16 protein-coding genes are annotated in these 21155 nt (G+C 38.6%); 7 read left to right on the top strand and 9 right to left on the bottom strand.

Annotated elements, in window-relative coordinates:
- Positions 1–586: 586 nt before the first annotated feature.
- From PVV57_RS02025 to PVV57_RS02010, 4 genes are read right to left on the bottom strand one after another with little or no spacing between them, the layout of a single operon-like run.
- Positions 587–2683: a glutamine amidotransferase gene (locus tag PVV57_RS02025; protein WP_273757931.1), complete on the bottom strand. Its 2097-nt coding sequence runs from the start codon at positions 2681–2683 to the stop codon at positions 587–589.
- On the bottom strand, positions 2680–5478 hold the full coding sequence (locus PVV57_RS02020) for a DUF4159 domain-containing protein (RefSeq protein ID WP_273783339.1): 2799 nt from the start codon (positions 5476–5478) through the stop codon (positions 2680–2682). The genes PVV57_RS02025 and PVV57_RS02020 overlap by 4 nt, the downstream gene beginning before the upstream one ends.
- Positions 5475–6386, bottom strand: a complete 912-nt coding sequence (locus PVV57_RS02015; RefSeq protein ID WP_273783338.1) for a DUF58 domain-containing protein — start codon at positions 6384–6386, stop codon at positions 5475–5477. The genes PVV57_RS02020 and PVV57_RS02015 overlap by 4 nt, the downstream gene beginning before the upstream one ends.
- Positions 6387–7418, bottom strand: coding sequence for a MoxR family ATPase (locus PVV57_RS02010; RefSeq protein WP_273783337.1), 1032 nt, complete (start codon positions 7416–7418; stop codon positions 6387–6389).
- 248 nt (positions 7419–7666) lie between these two features.
- Between PVV57_RS02010 and PVV57_RS02005 the strand changes: the two genes are divergently transcribed.
- Complete coding sequence (locus PVV57_RS02005; protein ID WP_273783336.1) at positions 7667–8920, top strand: CCA tRNA nucleotidyltransferase; 1254 nt, start codon at positions 7667–7669, stop codon at positions 8918–8920.
- Between the two features lie 738 nt (positions 8921–9658).
- Here the strand turns inward: PVV57_RS02005 and PVV57_RS02000 are convergent.
- Positions 9659–10135 (bottom strand): tRNA (cytidine(34)-2'-O)-methyltransferase, encoded by a 477-nt coding sequence (locus PVV57_RS02000; protein WP_273783355.1) that lies wholly within the window; start codon positions 10133–10135, stop codon positions 9659–9661.
- Between the two features lie 590 nt (positions 10136–10725).
- On the opposite strand from PVV57_RS02000, the gene petA reads away from it, so the two are divergent.
- The 4 genes from petA to PVV57_RS01980 all read left to right on the top strand — a co-directional run bounded on the left by petA (position 10726) and on the right by PVV57_RS01980 (position 13964).
- Complete coding sequence (petA, locus tag PVV57_RS01995) at positions 10726–11274, top strand: ubiquinol-cytochrome c reductase iron-sulfur subunit (RefSeq protein WP_273783335.1); 549 nt, start codon at positions 10726–10728, stop codon at positions 11272–11274.
- A gap of 4 nt (positions 11275–11278) precedes the next feature.
- On the top strand, positions 11279–12535 hold the full coding sequence (locus tag PVV57_RS01990; protein WP_273717631.1) for a cytochrome b N-terminal domain-containing protein: 1257 nt from the start codon (positions 11279–11281) through the stop codon (positions 12533–12535).
- Positions 12529–13413, top strand: coding sequence for a cytochrome c1 (locus PVV57_RS01985; protein ID WP_273717630.1), 885 nt, complete (start codon positions 12529–12531; stop codon positions 13411–13413). The genes PVV57_RS01990 and PVV57_RS01985 overlap by 7 nt, the downstream gene beginning before the upstream one ends.
- Before the next feature lie 110 nt (positions 13414–13523).
- Complete coding sequence (locus PVV57_RS01980; protein ID WP_273717629.1) at positions 13524–13964, top strand: PRC-barrel domain-containing protein; 441 nt, start codon at positions 13524–13526, stop codon at positions 13962–13964.
- A 152-nt stretch (positions 13965–14116) separates the two neighbouring features.
- On the opposite strand, the gene ychF is transcribed toward PVV57_RS01980, so the two are convergent.
- Positions 14117–15220 carry a redox-regulated ATPase YchF gene (gene ychF, locus PVV57_RS01975; RefSeq protein ID WP_273717628.1) on the bottom strand — a complete coding sequence of 368 codons (1104 nt, stop codon included), beginning with the start codon at positions 15218–15220 and terminating at the stop codon, positions 14117–14119.
- A gap of 253 nt (positions 15221–15473) precedes the next feature.
- Between ychF and PVV57_RS01970 the strand changes: the two genes are divergently transcribed.
- On the top strand, positions 15474–16214 hold the full coding sequence (locus tag PVV57_RS01970) for a L,D-transpeptidase (RefSeq protein WP_273717627.1): 741 nt from the start codon (positions 15474–15476) through the stop codon (positions 16212–16214).
- 405 nt (positions 16215–16619) lie between these two features.
- Here the strand turns inward: PVV57_RS01970 and pth are convergent, their stop codons facing one another.
- On the bottom strand, positions 16620–17201 hold the full coding sequence (gene pth, locus PVV57_RS01965; protein ID WP_273717626.1) for an aminoacyl-tRNA hydrolase: 582 nt from the start codon (positions 17199–17201) through the stop codon (positions 16620–16622).
- A 75-nt stretch (positions 17202–17276) separates the two neighbouring features.
- On the bottom strand, positions 17277–17906 hold the full coding sequence (locus tag PVV57_RS01960; protein WP_273717625.1) for a 50S ribosomal protein L25/general stress protein Ctc: 630 nt from the start codon (positions 17904–17906) through the stop codon (positions 17277–17279).
- Positions 17907–18193: 287 nt separating this feature from the next.
- On the opposite strand from PVV57_RS01960, the gene PVV57_RS01955 reads away from it, so the two are divergent.
- Complete coding sequence (locus PVV57_RS01955; RefSeq protein ID WP_273717624.1) at positions 18194–19693, top strand: ATP-binding protein; 1500 nt, start codon at positions 18194–18196, stop codon at positions 19691–19693.
- Here the strand turns inward: PVV57_RS01955 and PVV57_RS01950 are convergent.
- Positions 19690–20622 carry a ribose-phosphate pyrophosphokinase gene (locus tag PVV57_RS01950; RefSeq protein ID WP_273717623.1) on the bottom strand — a complete coding sequence of 311 codons (933 nt, stop codon included), beginning with the start codon at positions 20620–20622 and terminating at the stop codon, positions 19690–19692. The genes PVV57_RS01955 and PVV57_RS01950 overlap by 4 nt on opposite strands.
- Positions 20623–21155 lie beyond the last annotated feature (533 nt).

Genomic DNA, 21155 nt, shown 5'->3' with positions numbered 1-21155 from the left:
GATGGGATAAACTTTAAAATGATGGTCATAAAGTTTCAAGATTTTTAAACGGCTTTTATACGACCACACATTATCATAAAAAATCTTATCACTCAGTGTAACATGCAAAAGAATGTATTGTATTTATCAGGAATTTTTATGGTTTTGCACTGCCATATATCACTTTTATGGGAGATGTTTTTACGCAAAAAAAAACACCTCACGAGGAATATTCCCAAAAGAATATCTCAAACGAAATATCATTTTTACCTTTATACAAGGAGCTAACTAAAACCATTATACGATTCGATCCCAATTTTATAAAAATCCTTGCCTTAAGAGGATTCATAAGAGACATCTCACTCTCTTTTTCAATGGTTTTTATCTATATGGCGCCCCTTCTAATGATATGCAAGAGAATGATTTTAATTGATTTAATATGGAAAGGATTACAAATAAGGAAAATCCTCCTGAGAATAATAACGCAATATGAAAAAATGATAAATTACTCATTATAAGTTAATGTTTTGTCTAATTGTAAAAAACAAGTCAATATACAAAAATATAAGCTTAATTTTAAAACTACTCTACGAAATTTCAGGACTCTTTAACGACCTTCACGATACCACATGCTGCTTAACAATAAAAGGCAAATAAGCAGTGCCAAAAAACCAGAAAATACCGAAAAATAAAAGGTATTGATTAAACGAGTTTCTGTCGCTTCTTTCAAAATAATTGAATGTGCTGGGGAAGATGACAAGTTTATTTTTGATTGAATCAGCTGGAAAGGAGGAAGATGAATGTTTGCTTTTCCTTCAGAGTGTAACCGTCCAATGTAGCCACCAGAGTGCTTAATAATGGGGGCTAATTTTTCTTTTGTTGAAATTAAGTCAAACAATTCAAGATTATCGAGCATCCCTACAGAAGACAGTATTGTCAAACCGCCATTTTTGATGGTAAAAATCCCTGTCTCATCAGTGGCTACAGTTGCGGTGAAGAGACCTTCTTGCTCTTTAGTAAGGATGATCTTTTGTTTTTTCCCAGAAGGAAAAGTTATTTCAGCGGGTTCTGGATAGTCTTTCAGAGTTTGGCGGCGAATTGTTAAATGATGATGGCTGTTGGTTGAGCTTAATTTTTCTTCCTCAAGTTCCGGTTCTTTCATTAGCCAATGGGCAATTCGGCGATAAAGAGCCGCATAAGGACCACCACCTTCAAAACCTCGTGCCCAAAGCCAACTTTCATCGGAAAGCAACATGCCTACACGCCCTTTATCAACATGGGAAAGAAGTAAAAGTGGTTGTTCATCGGCTCCTTTCATGAGAGCAATTCCGTTGTTACTATTTTGAATAGCAATTTGTCGCAGCCATCGCCCCCATTGAGAGGCTGGAAGGTTAAGCGTTGCAAGATCCCTTGTTACAGGATGGCGCTCACCCTCTCTGGTTAATGCGGGACGAAAAGGTTTTTCAAGAATAGCTCCATTAGGCAATGCCGGTAGAACGCTTATTAAAGGTGTTTTCGCAAGTGAGTTTTTTTGGGTGAATTCAGGTCCTGTTACCATCAGCAATGCACCACCCTTTTGTACGTATTGGGCGATATAATCATAATAGATTAAAGGCAGAACAGAAGAGTGTTGGTAACCATCAAGGATGATGAGATCAAAGTTATTAATCTCTTCAACAAAGAGTTTTCTTGTGGGAAAGACCACCAAGGATAATTGGCTTAAAGGCGTATTATCTGCTTTGGTGGGGGGACGCAAAATCGTAAAGTGAACAAGATCAATATTGGAATCACCTTTTAAAAGATCTCTCCATGTCCGTTCTCCATTATAAGGGGCCCCTGAAATAAGAAGAACGCGCAAATTTTCTCTGATTCCTTCAATGGTTGCTATGGCGCGGTTGTTTTCAAAGCTTAGTTCACCTTTGTAAGGTTCAGTTGTTGCTTGGATAATATTTTTTTCAGCATGGGGAAGGGTAATTTCAGTTTCAAAAATAATACCAGGAGTCACAGAATAATGGCCAACTTCTTGCCCATTAACGCTAAGTGTAATATTGGCTTTCTGGGGTATTGTTTCTTGGGGGGCTCCTTGATCTTCTACCAAAATGGAGAGCTTTTGTGGTTTATTGACAAGAGCAAAGCGTGGAGGAGAAATAAACTTGATTTGACGATCAAATTCATCCGAACGCCCTGTGATCAAAGCATTAAGAGGTGCTTCATGATGAAGATCTGATAGGTTTGGAATGTCATGCACTTGTCCATCAGTGATAAAAATGGTTCCTGCATAACGAGAGGGCGGTACATCAGAAAGTGCTTGTGTTAAAGCATCAAACAACTTCGTTGAGGGAGCATATTGATTATCAGCAAGTTTTCCAGCTTCAATAAAACGTGGTTCAAATTGTGGATAATGCGCCAATGTTTTGATTAATTGCGCGCGCGCTTCATCACTTTCGTTTATCCGTGCTCCAAAAGTTTGGCTTTTGCTGCGATCAATAACAATACCTACTGTGCTTTTCAGGGGTTCGCGTTGTTCTTTGATAATCATTGGATTGAGCAAAGCAAGAATGAGAGCGCTCAATGTCATCAGACGAAATAAAGACCCTTGACGCCGTGTAACGAGACCAACAACGACAAAAAGAATGGATATTCCGCTTAACAGTAGAATCCAAAAGAGCGGTAAAAAAGGCTGAAAAGTGAACAGTGGTATCATTGCCTTCTTTCTCTTTTAAAGCGTTCTAAGAGCGCTGGAACATGAACTTGGTCCGCTTTATAGTTTCCAGTAAGCACATAAAGGACAATATTGAGTCCTGCACGAAATGCCCATAGACGTTGCATCGGATCATTGGGAACAAGGGGATATTTCCATGACCCTTTTTCATCGAGTGCCCAAGCACCAGCAAAGTTATTTGCGGTGATAAGCAGGGAACTTACATTATCGCCGCTAGCAAGGGAATTTTTATTTTTTTTGTTCGTTGATGAGGATTCAACCCATAAAGGTGAACCACGGTAGAGACCAGGAAAATCTGGCATAATATAAAAAGAACGCGCAACAACATGATCTGTTGATGCGGGCTCAATAGAGGGAATGTTTAATCCTTTTAAGATGGTTCGTAATCTTTGCGTTTCTGGAGTAGCATCTCCTTCAAGATTAAGATTGCTCTTTATCTGATCGCGCGTGTCAAATAAAATGGTTCCCCCATGCTTCATAAAGTTATTTATTTTTTCAAGGGTTTTGGGGGTTAGTATAGGGCTCTTAACATCAATGGGCCAGTAAATAAGAGGATAAAAGGAGAGTTCATCTTTATCGAGATCAAGTGCTGTAACAGAGCCGGGAGTAAGCATTGTGCGCTCTGCGATAAATTGGCTTAAGGCTTCTAGACCACTTTTACTTGTTGTATCAATTTCATGATTGTTAGTTATAACGTAGGCAAGATGTGTTGCACCAGCGGCCTCTACACTATCATGATGGTTTTCTGTCGTTTGTGCATGAAGCCTTGAATCATATGAAAACAGGGCAATTAGAATGATGAGAGGGAGGAGAAACATATTACGCCGTTTATTAAAAGAAAAAATACCTCCCATCCATAAAATGAGAAAATTATCAAAGGCAAATAATAAGAGGGCAAATCCTAAAAGAGGACCGATAAGATTTTTTTCTTTTGTATTATAAGATAAAGGGCTCTTATGAAGAGAAGTTGGCAATGATGATTGTTTTATCAAGCGTGATGTATCAGTTAAGAGATTGAGTGCATAAAAATCGTTTTTGACCCCATAAAGTCCTGGAGGCGTATGATAGGAAGGATGGGGTGGATTTTGAGCGTCAAAGACCAGTGGAACAACATCAGAGGGTGGTATTTGTAATCGTCCGTCAGCGGCTATAGTTCGCCAAGGATTTTGTACCGTTGTTCTTTTTTCTCTGTGTGTTAGATTTGCGTTTTCGTAAGCCCCGAATGTGATTAATTTTTGCAACATTTGTGCAAAAAAGCCAGAAAGAGGAAGATTAGACCATGTAGGGTCAGGGGCAATATGAATGAGAATGAGGGTTCCTTTACCACGTTTTGCTGCGGTAATAAGAGGAGTTCCATCCGAAAGGCTAAGCCACGTTTTTTCAAAAAGATCTGGGTTTGGTTCTGCGAGGATTTGGCGCGAGACAGTGACGTCTTCTGGAAAAGGAAGATCAAAGAAAAAACTATTTTTTGCAAAAGGGGCAAGCTTTTGTGGTTTCGTCCAAGACATAATACTTCCAAGGGAACGTTGCCCATGACGCAGCGGTACTGGAAGGAGACTGTCGTAATGTTCTGCACTACTGAGTTTTTCTCCTGCAAAGCGGATGAGTGTTCCCCCTTTATTCACAAAATCAGAAAGCTTTTTTTCTGCTTTTTCAGGGATATTAACCATGTCACCCATAATGAAAACAGATGGATTTTGTTTAAGCAAATGATCAATATCCGTTGAAAGTTCTCTTCCAGTGGAAGTTATAAGCTGTGTATGATCTCGTAATGCTTTGATAATATAATAAAATGGAGAAAGTAAAGGCTGTGCCATTTCATTGGTATCGGGGGAGAGAAGAGCAACACGGCTCACTCTGTTATGGCTGTCTACTAAAAAAGTTGCAGCAGCATGGTTTTGGTTATTGATTTTTATCCAAGCGATATCATTGCGTAGTTCAAGGGGGACATCAAAAGGAACAAGTGCTGTTGTTTCACCTTCAGAGAATTTTTTTGTAAATTGACCGAGAAGTTGATTGTTTGAATCGTAAAGACTCAGCGTAGCGGGTGTTGTGCCGTGTGTTGTTGAGCGAATAATACGCGCGATCATATTTCCATCGTTATTTTCTATGGATGTTATGCCGGTTAAATCGGAAATATCAGCCAAATACCATAAGAAGTTTTTAGGTTTTAATTCTTCAAGCAGAGCAAAAGTTTGCTCATCCTCATGTGTTTGTAATCCATCACTTAAATAAGCAATATCAAGAAGTTTTCCTTTGTTTATTTTACTAAGTTTTTTTAAGGAATGCACACGGTTGACAGGCCACGGACGCGGTTGCAAATGCATTAAATGCTTCTTTATAATCTTTGCTGGTTGGGATTCTACATCGGAGATATCATTTTCAGCCGTTGCAACAAGATAAATATTTTTTTGCTGTTTTTCTGCCTGTGCAAGGAGCGTTTCAGCAATAGAGATGCGTTTTTTCCATTCTTTTACAGATGCCCAACCATTATCAATAATGAGTGCAAGGGGGTGAGATCCGGAAAAGCTTATTGGTTTTTGATTCCAAGTGGGGCGGGCTAGAGCTATGATAACAAGTGCAGCTATGGTTAAACGCAACAAGAGCAACCACCAAGGGGTATGTTTTGCTTCTTTCTGCTGATGAGTTGGTTTGGGTAAGAAATGGAAAGGCGGAAAGAGCTCTTGACGCGGAGATGGAGGGGTTATCCGCAACAGCCACCAAATGATCGGTAGAAACAAGAGCCCTAGTAACAGAAAGGGAGCAGCAAAACTCAAAGTGCCCTCCTTTTTTGCAATGAAGAGTCACTCATTGTATTTGAAAGATGCAAAATGGTTTCTGTTAAAGGTTGATCCGTTGTACTCACGTGATAAGACCACCCTTGGCGTGCGCAAAAATTGACCAATTCTCTTCGCCGTGCTTGATATAGCTTACAATAGCTCTTACGAAGATTTTCGGCTTTTCCAAAAATGTGTTTTTCTTTCGTTTCAGGATCAAAAAATTCTGTATGACCTGTGTAGGGAAAACTTTCTTCTGCAGGATCAGCGATTTCAATTAAATGAGCTGTCACTTGTTTTGTCAATAAAACGTTTAAATGTTGGATGATTTTTTCAGGATGATCGAGAAAATCACTCATTATAATGGCATGTGAAAAGCGTGTAATCGTTGAGAAATCCGGAAATGAATTTTTATCTGAATAATCTTCTAAAGCAAAGGCTATTCGTTCCACGACATTGGATGTCATTGTGGGAGGCATTAAGTTGGGAATAGCAATATGTTCACCGCTGCGTGCAAGAAGTGATGCCAAGGCAAGGGTCAGAATGATGGCATGATTGCCTTTAGAGATTTTAGAAAAGCGTGAACAGTAATGCATCGATGCGCTCTGATCAGGCCAAAGCCAAACGGTTTGTGTCATTTGCCATTCGTGCTCGCGTAGATACGTATTTTCATCACGCGCTGAGCGGCGCCAATCAATGCGGGTAATGGATTCGCCTTCCATATAGGGACGAAATTGCCAAAAATTTTCTCCATTACCGCGTTTGCGTTGCTCATGCCAGCCGGTTATCAGTGTATTGGCAATATGACGTGCTTGTAAAAGGAAATATGGCATTTTGCCAGTATCCTTATACAGCTCTTTTGCCAGCGACAATCGAGGCTTTTGTAAAACTTTTTTGCCAAGTGCCATTCAAAGAGCATCTTTCACAAGGTTATTGATAATATCTTTTACGGTTATATCTTCAGCACGAGCAGAAAAATTAAGGGCCATGCGGTGTTGTAATACGGGATAGGCTAATGCTTTAACATCATCAAGTGAGGGGGCTAAACGCCCATAATAAAGAGCACGAGCGCGAACACAAAGTGAAAGGGCTTGTGATGCGCGCGGTCCAGGTCCCCAAGAAACATAAGTATTGGCAAGGCTGTTGTCTTTATCAGGGCGGGCTGAGCGGACAATTTTTAAAATAGCTTCGATCACGTTTTCTGAAAGAGGCATTTTGCGAACGATATTTTGAATTTTTTGCAATTTTTGGGCGGATAAAATTGCTTTTGCATTTGATTTTTTTTCTTGTGTTGTTTCTAAAATGATCCGTCGCTCTGTTGTAAGATCAGGATAGTCAATATCAATTTGCATCAAAAAGCGATCTAGTTGAGCCTCGGGAAGTGGATAGGTCCCTTCTTGTTCGAGAGGATTTTGCGTTGCAAGAACGTGAAAAGGTTGAGGCAAATCATAACGAGTACCTGCAACGGTTACGTGATATTCCTGCATAGCCTGTAAAAGAGCTGACTGCGTGCGTGGAGAGGCACGATTGATTTCATCGGCCATGAGAAGTTGCGTAAAAATGGGACCTTGAACGTAGCGAAAAGAACGTTTTCCCTCTTTATCTGAATCCATAATTTCAGAACCGATAATGTCCGATGGCATTAAGTCTGGGGTAAATTGGATACGTTTTTCATCAAGCCCTAAAACGGTTCCCAATGTTTCCACAAGACGTGTTTTTGCAAGCCCTGGAGCGCCGACAAGAAGAGCATGACCACCAGCAAAAATAGCCGTTAAAGCATATTCAATGACATGACTTTGCCCAAAAATAACTTTGTCAATTTCTTGTTGTATAATATCTAATTCTTTGTGTGCTGCATCAATATCCTCAATAATGACTTGGGCTTCATGCTTGGTATTAACCTTTTTCACAGAATTAGATGCTGGATCATGGTGACTCATATTTTTTCCTTAAGGCGTTTGTCGCAAAAATAGTAATTTTCTCTGCATGATAATGGACATTTTATTGTTTGTAACAGAAAATGAGAAGAAAAGAAGCATCATAAGGCGTTTTTTTCATAAGTCGTATATAGAAGAGAAAAATTTCTTTGAAAGAAAGAGGCATGTTTTATAAGGGATGTCTTAAAAATTTTGTTTTATGAAGAGAGTTTCTGAAAGCAATGAAGACAACTTTTTTGAAAGGTTAAAGGGTGAATATAAGGCAGAACTTCAAACAGGTTGCGTGGTTACAACAAAGGGATATCCAAACACTTCTTCGTGTTTTATCTTTAGAGGGGGAAGAGGCGCGTATCGTGGGGGGAGCGGTGCGCAATCAACTATTAGGGCAGCCTATTAGTGATATTGATATTGCGACAACTTGCTTACCGCAACAGATTATCACGCGTGTAGAAGAAGCAGGATTTAAAGCTATTCCTACAGGGATTGCGTTTGGTACAATCACAGTGGTTGCGCATTCATGTGCTTATGAGGTCACAACACTTCGCAGTGATATTGAAACAGATGGTCGTCATGCAAAAGTGGCATTTGGTCGTGATTGGAAAAAAGATGCTGAACGGCGTGATTTTACGATAAATGCCCTTTATTGTGATGCTGCTGGCAACCTTTATGATGATGTAGGAGGCTTGAGCGATATTGCGAGCCGAACGGTTCGTTTTATTGGTGTTGCAGAAAATCGTATTAGCGAAGATTATTTGCGTATTTTACGATTTTTTCGCTTTTTTGCGTGGTATGGAGCGGGACGACCTGATGGGCAAGGATTGAAGGCATGTGTTCGTTTAAAGCACGGTTTAAAAAAACTTTCTTCTGAGCGTATTTGGGCAGAAATGAAAAAGCTTCTTTTGGCTTTAGACCCAACACGTGCTCTTTTATGGATGCGACAAAGCAGAATTTTGTCACTCATTTTTCCTGAAACAGAAAAATGGGGCATTGATGCAATTCACGCATTGGTGAAAACAGAACAGACACTTGGTTGGAAAGTTGATCCATTTTTACGGCTGGAAAGTCTTCTTCCTCCTGATCCTATACGTCTTCATAAAGTGGCACAGCGCTTGCGTTTTTCTCATAAGGAAACAACACGATTAAAGGAATGGGCAGAATTAGAAATAATAAAACACAACTGTCCTGATCATTTTGTGCAAAAACTGATTTATTTTCATGGACGACAGCCGGTTTTAGATCAATTATCCTTATCTATCGCTGCATCACATGTCGCGACCCTAGAAAAAGGGGATTCTTTGCAAAAAACAGAAGATTATCTCAAACTTTATCAGCTTGTTCAAAAATGGCAGATTCCAACTTTTCCTATTAATGGTAACGACTTAATAAAAAAGGGTTTTTCAAAAGGTATTCTTTTAGGAAAAAAACTTAAAGAACTAGAAATGATATGGGTTGAAAGTGGATTTTTAATGGATCGTTATGCATTATTAGAAAAAATTGATTTATAATATGGCTGTTTATAAATGCACGGCTGTTTTTATTTTTTAAGTTAAGACACTTAATTTATAATAATTTGTCATTATTCATGTGAAATTAAGAGTACCGAATATTGTAAGATTATTTCAAATCTGTTCATATTACATCAATCAAAATTATTACCTTATACGTCACAAGCAAGGGAGGTCGTGTGAGGAAAAATGATTATAGGGAGGAAGAATGCCTCTTATGAACCATATTAAAGTAAGGGGGAAATTTTTTGAACAGACAAAGAGAATAATAATAACGGTTTATTCTTTGTATGAGCATAAAGAGGGAAATGTTCCATGGTTTTTACTATGAGAGGGATTTAATCATTCACAGGTGGTGATATGAAATGGATGTAATCAGCACTAAGAAACGTTTATTTTAATCAAGTGTATGAATGAGCAATACAATGGCGTTTACTGCTTTGTGATAAAGTGACCTTAATTAAAGAGTTCTTTTTATTTTTCTTTTAGTCATCTTATTTTATAGCTGTTTATTTTATCAGCCCTTGATTATTGGAAATGGCGGGCATTATACGCTTTAACTGTATTTATAGGATAGCTTATGCATTGTTAGAGGCTTTATTCTAAAAGTATCGTTGAAAAGTATCTGCTTTTAAGATTTATAAAATTCTTGAAAGATGAGTTTTTTCTCCTTATTTGAGAACCAGAGTTCATACATTTTGATTATTCTATTAAAGCTTTGATAGAATTGTTGTGTTTTTATAGATTACAGTTTCTTTCATGATAACCAATTTGGCGCAGGGCTTCCCCTGTTGTTATGGCTACACTCATGGCAAGATTGAGAGAGCGGGCCTGTGGTTGCATGGGAATTTTCAATGTGTAATCGGCAGATTCATGAACATAATCGGGGACACCAGCTGATTCACGACCAAAAAGTAAAACATCATTTTTTTGATAGCATATCTGCGTGTAGCATGTTTTTGCTTTTGTACTTAAAAGCAACAGACGGCGGTTAAAGTGTTTCATGGAGCTTATAAAATGTTGCCAATCAATGTGTCGTTCTAAGGAAGCATATTCGAGATAATCCAATCCTGCACGTTTGAGATTACGATCTGACAGATTAAAGCCTGCGGGTTCAATAATGTGCACATGTAAACCAAAACAAGCACTAAGACGTAAAATTGTTCCAGTATTACCAGCAATATCAGGTTGGAAAAGAGCTATATGAAGTGTCATGTTCTCTGTAATATGATTTTTTTCAACTTTGTAAAGAAGTGCCGTCATTTATTCGAAAAAATTTTTTGAGAAATATATGTTTTTACATTTAGTTTGTATGACCTTTAAGTTTAAGGGAAAAAGTTACGGATAAAGATTTGTTTGAGATAAGAGAAAATCTCTTGATTGATGATTTCCTTTGATTGAGCAATACATGAAATGAATTGGCTTATTATGGTGAAAAGTAGGATATTTAATGAGGTTGGATCATTCATTTTGACTGAGATGTGACCATAACAAGAAAGTTTTTTCTTTAAAGAGTGTTTATTTACATGTTCTATCCATTTTTATCAGGCAAGAGAAGGGTTTTGATTGATTGAATAGGAACAGAGATTTGAAATACAAGAAACTTACGGTATTTTGGTTTCTTATTCACTCTGTAAAACGATTAATTATCATTAAACTAGATTTTTGTATCAATCATACAAATGGTATAAGTTTTCTACAAAGATATTTTATGGGTTAAGACAATGGATTGATCCGTCATTGTACAAGGGGTGAGGGTATGATAAAAGGACGTTTTTGAAAAGTGTCTCTTTGAAGTTAAGGTAATGGGTAAGCAGACGAGGCGGGATTTTCTGTTTTTGGTAACAGCTGTTGCAGGAGCAGTTGGCATGGGAGTTGTTACGTGGCCTTTTATCCGTCAGTTGCGCCCAGATGAGGCTGTTTTGGCATCTTCTTCTGTTGAGGTTGACCTTTCTGGTATTGAAGAGGGGATGTCGGTAACGGTAAAGTGGCGAGGACAGCCTGTTGTTATTCGAAACCGTACGGCAAAAGAAATTGCTGATGCGCGCGCTGTGAATTTGAGTCTTCTAAAAGATCGTCAAGCGAGCAATCCTAATCTTGAAGGTGAAAAAGAAGCGACAGATTTTGCACGTTCAGCAGGCAAAGGGCGTGAAAATTGGCTTATTGTCATTAATCTTTGTACGCATTTAGGCTGTGTAACGCTTGGGCAATCAGGTAGGTTTGGAGGGTGGTTGTGTCCGTGTCATGGATCTGTTTATGACACCGCTGGAAGAGTGCGCTCAGGTCCAGCGAACTATAATTTAGCTATTCCACCTTACCAATTTCTCTCTGATACTTTGCTCAAAATAGGATAAGGTTATGACAAGGTTTCCTCCTTATTGTCCTAAAAGCGCTCTTGCCCGTTGGTTTGATAAGCGTTTTCCTCTTCCTCGTTTTTTTTATAATGCATTTGTGATTTTTCCTGTTCCGCGTAATCTTAATTACTTTTATACATTTGGCGGCATTTTGACCATTATGCTTTTATCACAGCTCTTGACGGGTCTTGTCTTGGCGATGCATTATGTTCCAGATGTTCATTTGGCTTTTGAAACGGGTGAACGATTTCGGCGTGAGGGGCAGTTTGGATGGCTTTTTCGTCCATGGCATAGTGTAGGCTCTTCATTTTTTTTTATTGCCGTTTATATCCATTTGGCGCGCGGACTTTATTATGGTTCTTATAAAAATATGCGAGAGATGGTATGGGTTACAGGGATTTTTATTTATATCATCATGATGGCAATTGCTTTTTTTGGTTATGTGCTTGTTTGGGGGATGATGTCTATTTCAGCCGCTTCAGTGATTGCAGGACTTTTAAAAACGATACCTTTGGTGGGGACATGGTTGCATGAGACACTTCTTGGTGGTTATGGCGTAGAGCAACCAACATTGAATCGTTTTTATGTTTTCCATTATGTTTTATCATTTGTTTTGCTTCTTTTTGTGGGGCTTCATATTTGGGCGATCCACTGTGTGGGGCAAGGAAATCCAACGGGTCTTGCGATACAATCAGAGAAAGAAACGATACCGTTTTCGCCTTATGCGTTTATCAAAGATATTTTTGCCATTACTGTTTTTCTGATCTTTTTTTCTTGGTTTTTGTTTTATATGCCCGATTATATGGGGCAAGCCGAAAATTATAGCGTAGCTGATCCTTTAAAGGCGCCGCTTCGTGTGGTTCCAGAATGGTATTTCTTGCCTTTTTATGCGATGCTGCGTGCTATAACTTTTGATATTGGTATTTTTTCTTCAACTTTTGTGGGCTTTGTTCTCTTCGTCAGTTCGATTCTCGTGTTAATGTTTGTTCCATGGTTAGATCGTTCTAAAATATGTTCGGCAAGATATCGCCCTGTTTATAAAATTTTCTTTTGGGCGTTTGTTATTGATGTCATTTTTCTTGGTTGGCTGGGGTCAAGAGAAATAAGTGACAGAATTCTTTTATGGACGCAATTGGCTACGGTTTATTATTTTATATTCTTTTTGGTTATTTTGCCGATTTTGCCTAGATTTGAAAAAAGTCGTTCTCTTCCTTCTTCAATTATGCAAGATCTGAAACAGAAAAAAACGAGACTATGGTAAATGTTCTTATTGGACTGATTGTTATGATTGCTATGAGCTTTTCTGCTCAGAGTTTGGCGAGTGATATCTCTGATCAAGGGGAGGAATTTATTTCTTTCCCTTTACGGATTCCTAAAAAACAAGAATGGAGTTTTTCAGGGCCATTTGGGTTTTATGATAAGGCGCAATTGCAGCGTGGGTTAAAGGTTTATAAACAAGTTTGTTCCAGCTGCCATGGGTTAAAATATGTGGCTTTTCGCCATTTAAAAGCTCTCGGGTATGATCAAGAACAGATTAAAGCTTTGGCAGCACAATATGAAGTGCGCGATGGTCCTAATCGAGAAGGAAAAAATTTTAAACGTCCTGGGGTCGCAACGGATTATTTTCCTTCTCCCTTTACGCAGGAAGAAGAAGCAAGATTTGCTTTAAATGGTGCCTATCCCCCAGATTTATCATTGATGGCGCGTGCACGTGGTGCCTCTTTGCCGTTTCCTGCTTTAATTACTGATGTCTTGACTCATTATGATACAGCGGGTCCAGATTATATTACAGCTCTTTTAACAGGATATCAGGAAGCGCCAAAGGAGTTAGAAATTGTGGATGGTTATTGGTATAATCCTTATTTTATTGCCAGTAATTCTTTAACCATGGCGCCTCCTTTGAGTGATGGTGTCGTTACTTATGAAGATGGTACCCCTCAAACTGTTGAACATTACGCGCGTGATGTTTCTGCTTTTTTGATGTGGGCTGCTGATCCTCATATGGAAATTCGTAAAAAAACAGGTTTTCGTGTTATTTTATTTTTAATCATTTTTGCAGGGCTTGTTTATATTGTAAAAAATCATATTTGGTTTGGTTTAGAGGAAGAAACAAAAGAGGAAGTAAAGAGAAAAGGATAAAGTGACTGCTTTTGAAAGAGTAGAGAGTATAAAAAGCATAAGGAACAATTCTGTTTATGATGCATTGAGGTTTTGTAAAGTAAAAGAAAAGTAAAAACGGAGATGTTAAAATGAAAAAAATTGCATTTACTACTCTTATGTCAATTTTGATGGCTTCTAGTACTTATGCTCAGTCTTTTGAAGTTCCTTCTAAATCTGAAATAATTTCCTCGACGGGTATTGTACAGGTAGGGATCGATAAGTCTGTACGTTATGTGACACCTTTAGCAACGGATTTTGTTGCTTCCAGCCTTATAGGCGCTGATGTCTATAATATAGAAGATGAAAATATTGGTGAAGTAAAAGATATTATTCTACGTGAAAATAATATTGCAGGGTTTGTGATTGCTGTTGGCGGTTTCCTTGGCATAGGGGAGAGTTATGTGGTCGTTTCTCCAGAAACAATCCAGATGACAAATGATTATGGTAAGTGGAAACTTATTACAAATGCGACAAAAGATTCTTTAAAGGACGCACCAACATTTAGATACGAAGGGCATTGGGCACGCTAATTTTATATTTCCATTCTTTAATGGATAAAGAAGTTGCTACCATATTATTATGGTAGCAACAGTTTTTTCTTCAGGAGAACTTTGGGAGTTTTTGTAATAATCTTCCATGGATTCAAAATTTTCAAGATAAAATACTAAAGGAGAATGAAGATTTAAGTATTATGTTTAAATAACATGATATCGCCATCTTGCACAATGTATTCTTTTCCTTCATCGCGTGCTTTGCCTGCTTCTTTGGCACCGCTTTCTCCTCCCAGAGCAATATAATCATTGTAGCTAATGGTTTGGGCACGAATGAAGCCGCGCTCAAAATCTGAGTGAATAACGCCAGCGGCTTGGGGAGCTTTTGTACCACGCGTAATTGTCCATGCTCGTGTTTCCTTAGGTCCGCAGGTGAAGTAAGTAATAAGATCAAGTAAATGGTACCCAGCGCGAATAAGGCGATTTAAACTTGGTTCAAAGAGTCCTAGAGCATTGAGATATTCTGATGCTTCAGCTTCACTCAATTGTGTGATTTCCGCTTCGATAGAAGCAGAAATGATAATGCTTTGCGCATTTTGCTCTGTTGCCATTTTTTCAACTGTTTGGGTAAAGCTATTTCCATGAGCAGTATCATTTTCGCTCACGTTGCAAACATAAAGCACAGGCTTGGAAGTGAGAAGATTCAAATTCTTCAGAATGTGGTGTTCATCTAAAGAGATATCTTTGAGTAATAACCGGACAGGATTTCCCTGTTGTAGGATATTTAATGCTTTTTCCATAACGGGTAGAATTGTGAGAGCTTCTTTGTCTTTTCCAGTTGCTCGTTTACGGATTTGTACGATTCGTCTCTCAAGACTTTCTAGATCTGCCAGCATGAGTTCAGTTTCAACTGTTGTCGCATCAGAAATAGGATCAATACGTCCTTCTACGTGGGTAATATCTTCATTTTGAAAACAGCGTAAAACGTGGATAATGGCATCGACTTCGCGAATATTGGCTAAAAATTTGTTCCCTAAACCTTCGCCTTTTGAAGCACCTCGGACAAGCCCCGCAATATCAACGAAATTAATGCGTGTAGGAATAATTTCTTTTGAACCTGCAATCGATGCAATTTTTTCCATTCGTAAATCTGGGACAGCAACTTCACCGGTATTAGGTTCAATGGTACAAAAAGGATAATTGGCAGCCTGTGCAGTAGCTGTTTTTGTTAATGCATTAAAAAGAGTTGATTTCCCAACATTAGGTAATCCGACAATACCACATTTAAAGCCCATGAGAGTCTTTCTTTTCTGTTGATTTTCTGGACAAGATAAAACTTCTTTTTTATAGCATATTTTCAGAGGAGTTATAGTCTTTGTATTACGATAAGTGAGAAAAAAGTCTACAGCAACGAATAATCTGCTTTTTTACCTTTTAAATTTCTCCTTATTTTAATCATTAAGAAAACTTCGAGTTAATGTTAATAGTGTGCTAAGTTTTTTATGGTACGCAAATCTGTATAAATAATTAATCGGAGAACATAGAAGAGTGTTATCGCGTTGTGCCTTTTTAATTGCAGCACTTTTAGCTTTGGCTGGATGTGCTACACATCAGTCAGATATGTCATCAGCTTCTTTTCAACAAGCTCGATACATTCCACCAGAAATACAGGCTTTGTACGGTCCTGTAACGAATGAAACTTATCCGTTACCTGCTGTTGATCTTGCGACAATTGACCCAAAGTTTTGGCGACAAGAAGTGATTTATTATACATCTTATCCACCTGGAACGTTGGTTATCGATACGCAAGAATGTTTTCTTTACCTTATTGGTGAAAATGGAAAGGCTTTACGCTATGGAATTGGCGTCGGTAAGGAAGGCCTAGCATTTGAAGGTGAAGGGGTTGTACAGCGCAAGCGTCGGTGGCCAAATTGGGTTCCTACTGCCGCCATGATGGCTCGAGAACCAGAACGTTATGGTCATTTGGGGAAAGGAATGTCACCAGGACCCGATAATCCATTGGGCGCACGAGCACTTTATCTTTTCAAAAATGGGAAAGATACACTTTTCCGTATTCATGGCTCACATGAATCTTGGTCAATTGGTCGTGCTATTTCAAGCGGGTGTATCCGTTTGCTCAATCAAGATATTATTGATCTTTATGATCGTGTTCCTGTTGGTTCACGCGTCGTGGTATTGCAAAACAATAGGAGTGTGTCTACAGTTTACAGCCAACAATCAAATGACTACGATCCGCTACAGTCAACCATTCAACCAAATGATTTTTAATTTTAGGGAGAAGATTGGAAAGAGCTATTTGAGTATTTTGGTTTGCTATCCAATCTTCTCTTTCTCCAAAAAGAGTGTATAGACCTCTCTTTTTCAAAAGGTATGTACAAATATCATTATTCTATTTGCCAGCTTTTCATGTTGCCCCAACAGGATTTTCCGTTGAGAAGATTTATAAAAAGCATTTTTCTTTCTTTTTTTGAGAGTTTTTATCCGTATAACTGATCAACTTTTGAGGTGTAGGACAATGGTTTTGATAGTTTCATTATCAATAGTTTTGAAATGAATCTTATGATATTGGGCGTTTTTATTCAGCTTACAAAACAATTAATTTTTATAAATCAACATGTTATATAAAGTCTCTATAGAGACGGGTTGATTTTTTCCGATAAGAAAAATAAGCGATTAGGGTAAGTTCTTGTTTTTTATCGTTTGTGAAACTTCATTCATAAAGAGAGATTTGTCACCTTTTAGGAGGAGAGCAATATTTTTTGCAAGTGCATCTAAGAGAGGGGGTAACCATTCTTGATCAGATTTGGTAAAATTTCCAAGAACATGCTGATGAACAAGTTCTTTGCTTCCAGGATGACCAATCCCTATGCGTATACGACAATAGTCAGTACCACAATGGGCATCAATAGACTTAATGCCATTATGCCCATTATTTCCTCCACCAATTTTTATACGAACTTTTCCAGGTGACAGGTCTAACTCATCATAAATGATGATCAAATTCTTCAGATCTAATTTATAAAATCGCAAAGCTTCACCAATAGCTTGACCAGAAAGATTCATGAAAGTTTGTGGTTTTATAAGAAGAATTTTCTCATTATTTATGAAACCATTGGAGATTTCTGCTTGAAACTTCTTCGACCATGAAGAAAAAGAGAAGGACTGATAAATGGCATCAATAGCCATAAAACCGATATTATGGCGGTTATTTTGATATTGTAAACCAGGATTGCCAAGACCAGCAATAAGCCACATGTGTATCTTCAGTCAAAATATGAGTAAGGTAATGTCTCATAAATTAAGGCGGAAAGGATTCCCGCCTTTTGAGTTTTATGAAGTTTGCGTGTTCTCTTCATCATTTTCTTGTTCAGAAGTTTCATCGCTGACATCCATACCAGCAGGAGCTGCAATGGTTGCAATGGTAAAATCTCGATCTTGAATGATGGGAGTCACATCTTTTGGCAGTTGCACTGCTGAAATGTGAATAGAATCACCAATAGAGTAGCTGGAGAGATCAATTTCAATAGCTTCAGGAATAGCACTTGCTGGAGCAGTACATTCAATTTCGTGCCGGACAATATTGAGAACACCACCCTTTTTAAGTCCAGGTGCTGTATCTTCATTGAGGAAGTGGACAGGAATATTCACTTCTACAACGGATTTTGCTGAAATGCGTAAGAAATCGACATGCAAGGGAAAGTCACGCACAGGATCTAATTGATAATCTTTTGGCAAGACCATAATTTTTTGCTTGTCGAGAACAATCGTTGCAATGGTGGTACGAAAGCCACCGGCGTGGATTTTGTAGAAAATTTCTTTATAGGGAACTGTTATTGCCAAAGGAGGTTGTTTTTCACCATAAATGACAGCAGGAATAAGACCGTTGCGGCGAAGTTCACGGGAGGACCCCTTACCAACCCGCTCGCGTTTTTCGGCCTTAAGAGTGTAACTTTTACTCATAATTTAAGTCCTTTTTACATGATTGGAGATCCTTCAAAAACAATAACAGTTTTTGCATGGATATGAAGATATGCGCTGATAAGCAGCGATTGCTCCATTCTACGTTGCCTCCAAGGGTGTCTACGTAGAAGCTTGTTCTATAATTCAAACTATTCATAGATGCAAGAGTTGTGGGAAAAATCGATGATTTCTACCGTTAAAAAGGAGGAAATGTTACAAATTGCGGGTGCGTATGGAGAATCAACCAATAGGCGCTGATATGTTTAAAATCAAACACTGGAGATGTTATGAAGGTTGAGATTGCCTTGGGTGAGATATCAGAGAGTCGTGCTTTGCATAAATCGATGCCAGCATTTCTTGATTTGGAAGAATTATTGGCGACACGTCTTCTTGTACAAGGTAATTCCGGTTCAGGGAAATCACATCTTTTACGCCGTCTTTTAGAGCAAAGTGCTCAGTGGGTGCAGCACTGTGTAATTGATCCAGAAGGCGATTTTGTAACTTTGGCAGATAAATTTGGTCATGTGATTGTAGAGGCTCAACGCAGCGAATTAGAGTTGACGCGTATTGCTCATCGCATTCGGCAACATCGGGTTTCGGTGGTATTTAATCTTGAAGGGTTGGATACTGAACAACAGATGCGTGCTGTGGGGGCTTTCCTTGGAGCACTGTTTGATGTGGAACGTGATTATTGGTATCCTATGCTTATCGTTGTTGATGAAGCACAATTGTTTGCTCCAACTGCGGCAGGAGAAGTTTCCGATGAAGCGCGTAAAATTTCTCTGAGCGCTATGACTAATCTTATGTGTCGAGGACGCAAACGTGGTCTTGCTGGTGTTATTGCGACACAACGTTTGGCTAAGCTTGCCAAAAATGTTGCTGCTGAAGCTTCAAACTTTTTAATAGGGCGGACTTTTTTAGATATTGATATGATGCGTGCGGCTGATCTTTTGGGAATGGAGCGTCGTCAAGCGGAAATGTTTAGAGATCTTGAGCGGGGACATTTTATCGCTTTAGGCCCTGCTTTATCACGACGTCCCTTACCAATTATCATTGGTTCTGTTGAAACTTTAGCACGCTCTTCTAGCCCTAAATTAATGCCACTTCCAACAGAGCGGGATGATGTACAAGAACTCGTTTTTACGGCATCACCAGAGGAAATTTTAACGCCATTTAAACAAATACGAGAGTCGGTGAGAGAAAAGTCAATGCACGAGATGTTAGAGGAGGTAGTGCATAAAAAACAAGAGGTATTGGAAGAACCCCTAAGTTTATTTCCTGAACTTTCTAATGTTGAGCTTGATCGTCAAGCAGAACAAGTTATTCGGGAAATTCTTGAGGATCCTGAGGCTTTTTATCGTTCAACAGCGGTGCTTTATCAAGATTTTTCGGTTCGTTGCCGTATCCATGGTATGTCACAGGTTCCTTTTAATCTTTCACAATTTCGGCGTAAATTAGCGATCGCTCAAGCTTTTGTCGACGAACAAACAGTTGTTAGTGAGCACTGGAAACATATTTTGCAGATATCAGAAAGTTTGGAAGATGATGTTCAAGGAGTCTTCTTGAATGTGGCACAGGCCGCATTGAGCGGAAAGCCATGCCCATCCGATGCATTTTTAGCCCGTCTTTATGGGACTCATTCTTTAAGTCGTGCACGCCGGCTTTTAAGCTATTTTGAAGAGCGCGGACTCATTGTTATTCATACGCATTTTAGTGGTCAACGCATTGTTGCATTTCCCAATCTTGGTGTCGAAACGGCACCCGGGGATCCCAAAGAACCACTTTAACCAAATAAGCTTGAGACAGATTGTTCTGCGGCTGTTCTAGCGATTGCTTCTCCAATGAGATCGGCAATGGGTAAAACGCGAATATTATGCGCCTTCTCAATGGCTTCTGTTGGCATAATTGAATCTGTAATAACTAATTCTTTCATCTCTGAGTTAGTAATACGTTCAATAGCATTTCCAGAAAGAACACCGTGTGTGATGTAAGCTGTGACACTATTGGCACCGTGTTTCAGCAGAGCACTGGCTGCATTGCATAAAGTTCCACCGGAATCAACAATATCATCCAGCAAAAGACAATCTTTTCCAGAGACATCACCAATAATATTCATAACTTCTGATTCACCGGGACGTTCACGACGTTTATCTACAATAGCAAGCAAACTGTTCAAACGCTTGGCGAGTGAGCGTGCGCGGACCACACCGCCCACATCAGGTGAAACAACAATAACATTTTCAAGAGAATAATGCACTTTGACATCGCGAGAAATGACAGGGACAGCATAGAGATTATCCGTAGGGATATCAAAGAAACCTTGAATTTGTCCTGCATGAAGATCCAATGTTAAAACGCGATGGGCGCCTGCTTCAGTAATCAGGTTGGCAACAAGTTTTGCAGAAATGGGAGTCCGTGGTCCAGGCTTTCTATCCTGGCGAGCGTAGCCAAAATAAGGTATCACCGCTGTAATACGACGCGCAGAAGAACGACGAAGGGCATCAATCATGATGAGTAATTCCATCAAATGATCATTTGCGGGATAAGATGTAGATTGCAAAACAAAAACATCTTGTCCACGGACATTTTCATGCAATTCTACGAAAATTTCTTGATCAGCAAAGCGCTTTACAGTTGCCTTGCCTAAGGGTATGTTCAGATAATTTGTAACATCTTCAGCTAGGCGTGGATTAGAATTTCCGCAGAAAAGTTTCATAGTAGAACCTCTGAATAATCATGGTAGGAATGCGACACGGTTTTTAATTTCTTTTTATTAAATTGCAAGAGAACAATTACGAAAGCCTTACAATTTTATCGGTTATTGTTAAAGTGCTATGCGGTATGTTTTCTCTTTTTCCAACATTTTTGTTCCTTTTAGAGTTAATTATTGAAATTGTTAAGAAAAAACAAAGGATGCGGTTTATTTGTATGGGGGGATCTGTGATAGAGAAATTCATTTGATTTGTTGTGATCACTATAAGTAAGATGGCTTAAAGAGCTTTGTTACAAAATTCCATTTAAATAGGTATGCTCTTTTATTTTAAAAATGAAATAGTTCATAACATGATAAAAAATATTTCATAATTTAGAAATATTTTTATCACTATGAGCCTTTATATATTACTTGTTCTAAGGTTTCTTTTGCTGATCGTGATGCGTGTCATGTTTTTTATTTTTTTGGTATTTCTAGGTGTTTTCTAAAATCGATATGTCATTGTTTTTAGATAGAGTGAAGATATTTTTAATCAT

This window comes from Bartonella sp. AU15XJBT, from assembly GCF_028618615.1.
GTDB lineage: Bacteria > Pseudomonadota > Alphaproteobacteria > Rhizobiales > Rhizobiaceae > Bartonella.
Note: the sequence above shows the minus strand (reverse complement) of the source record. Positions and strands in the feature narration are given on the sequence as shown.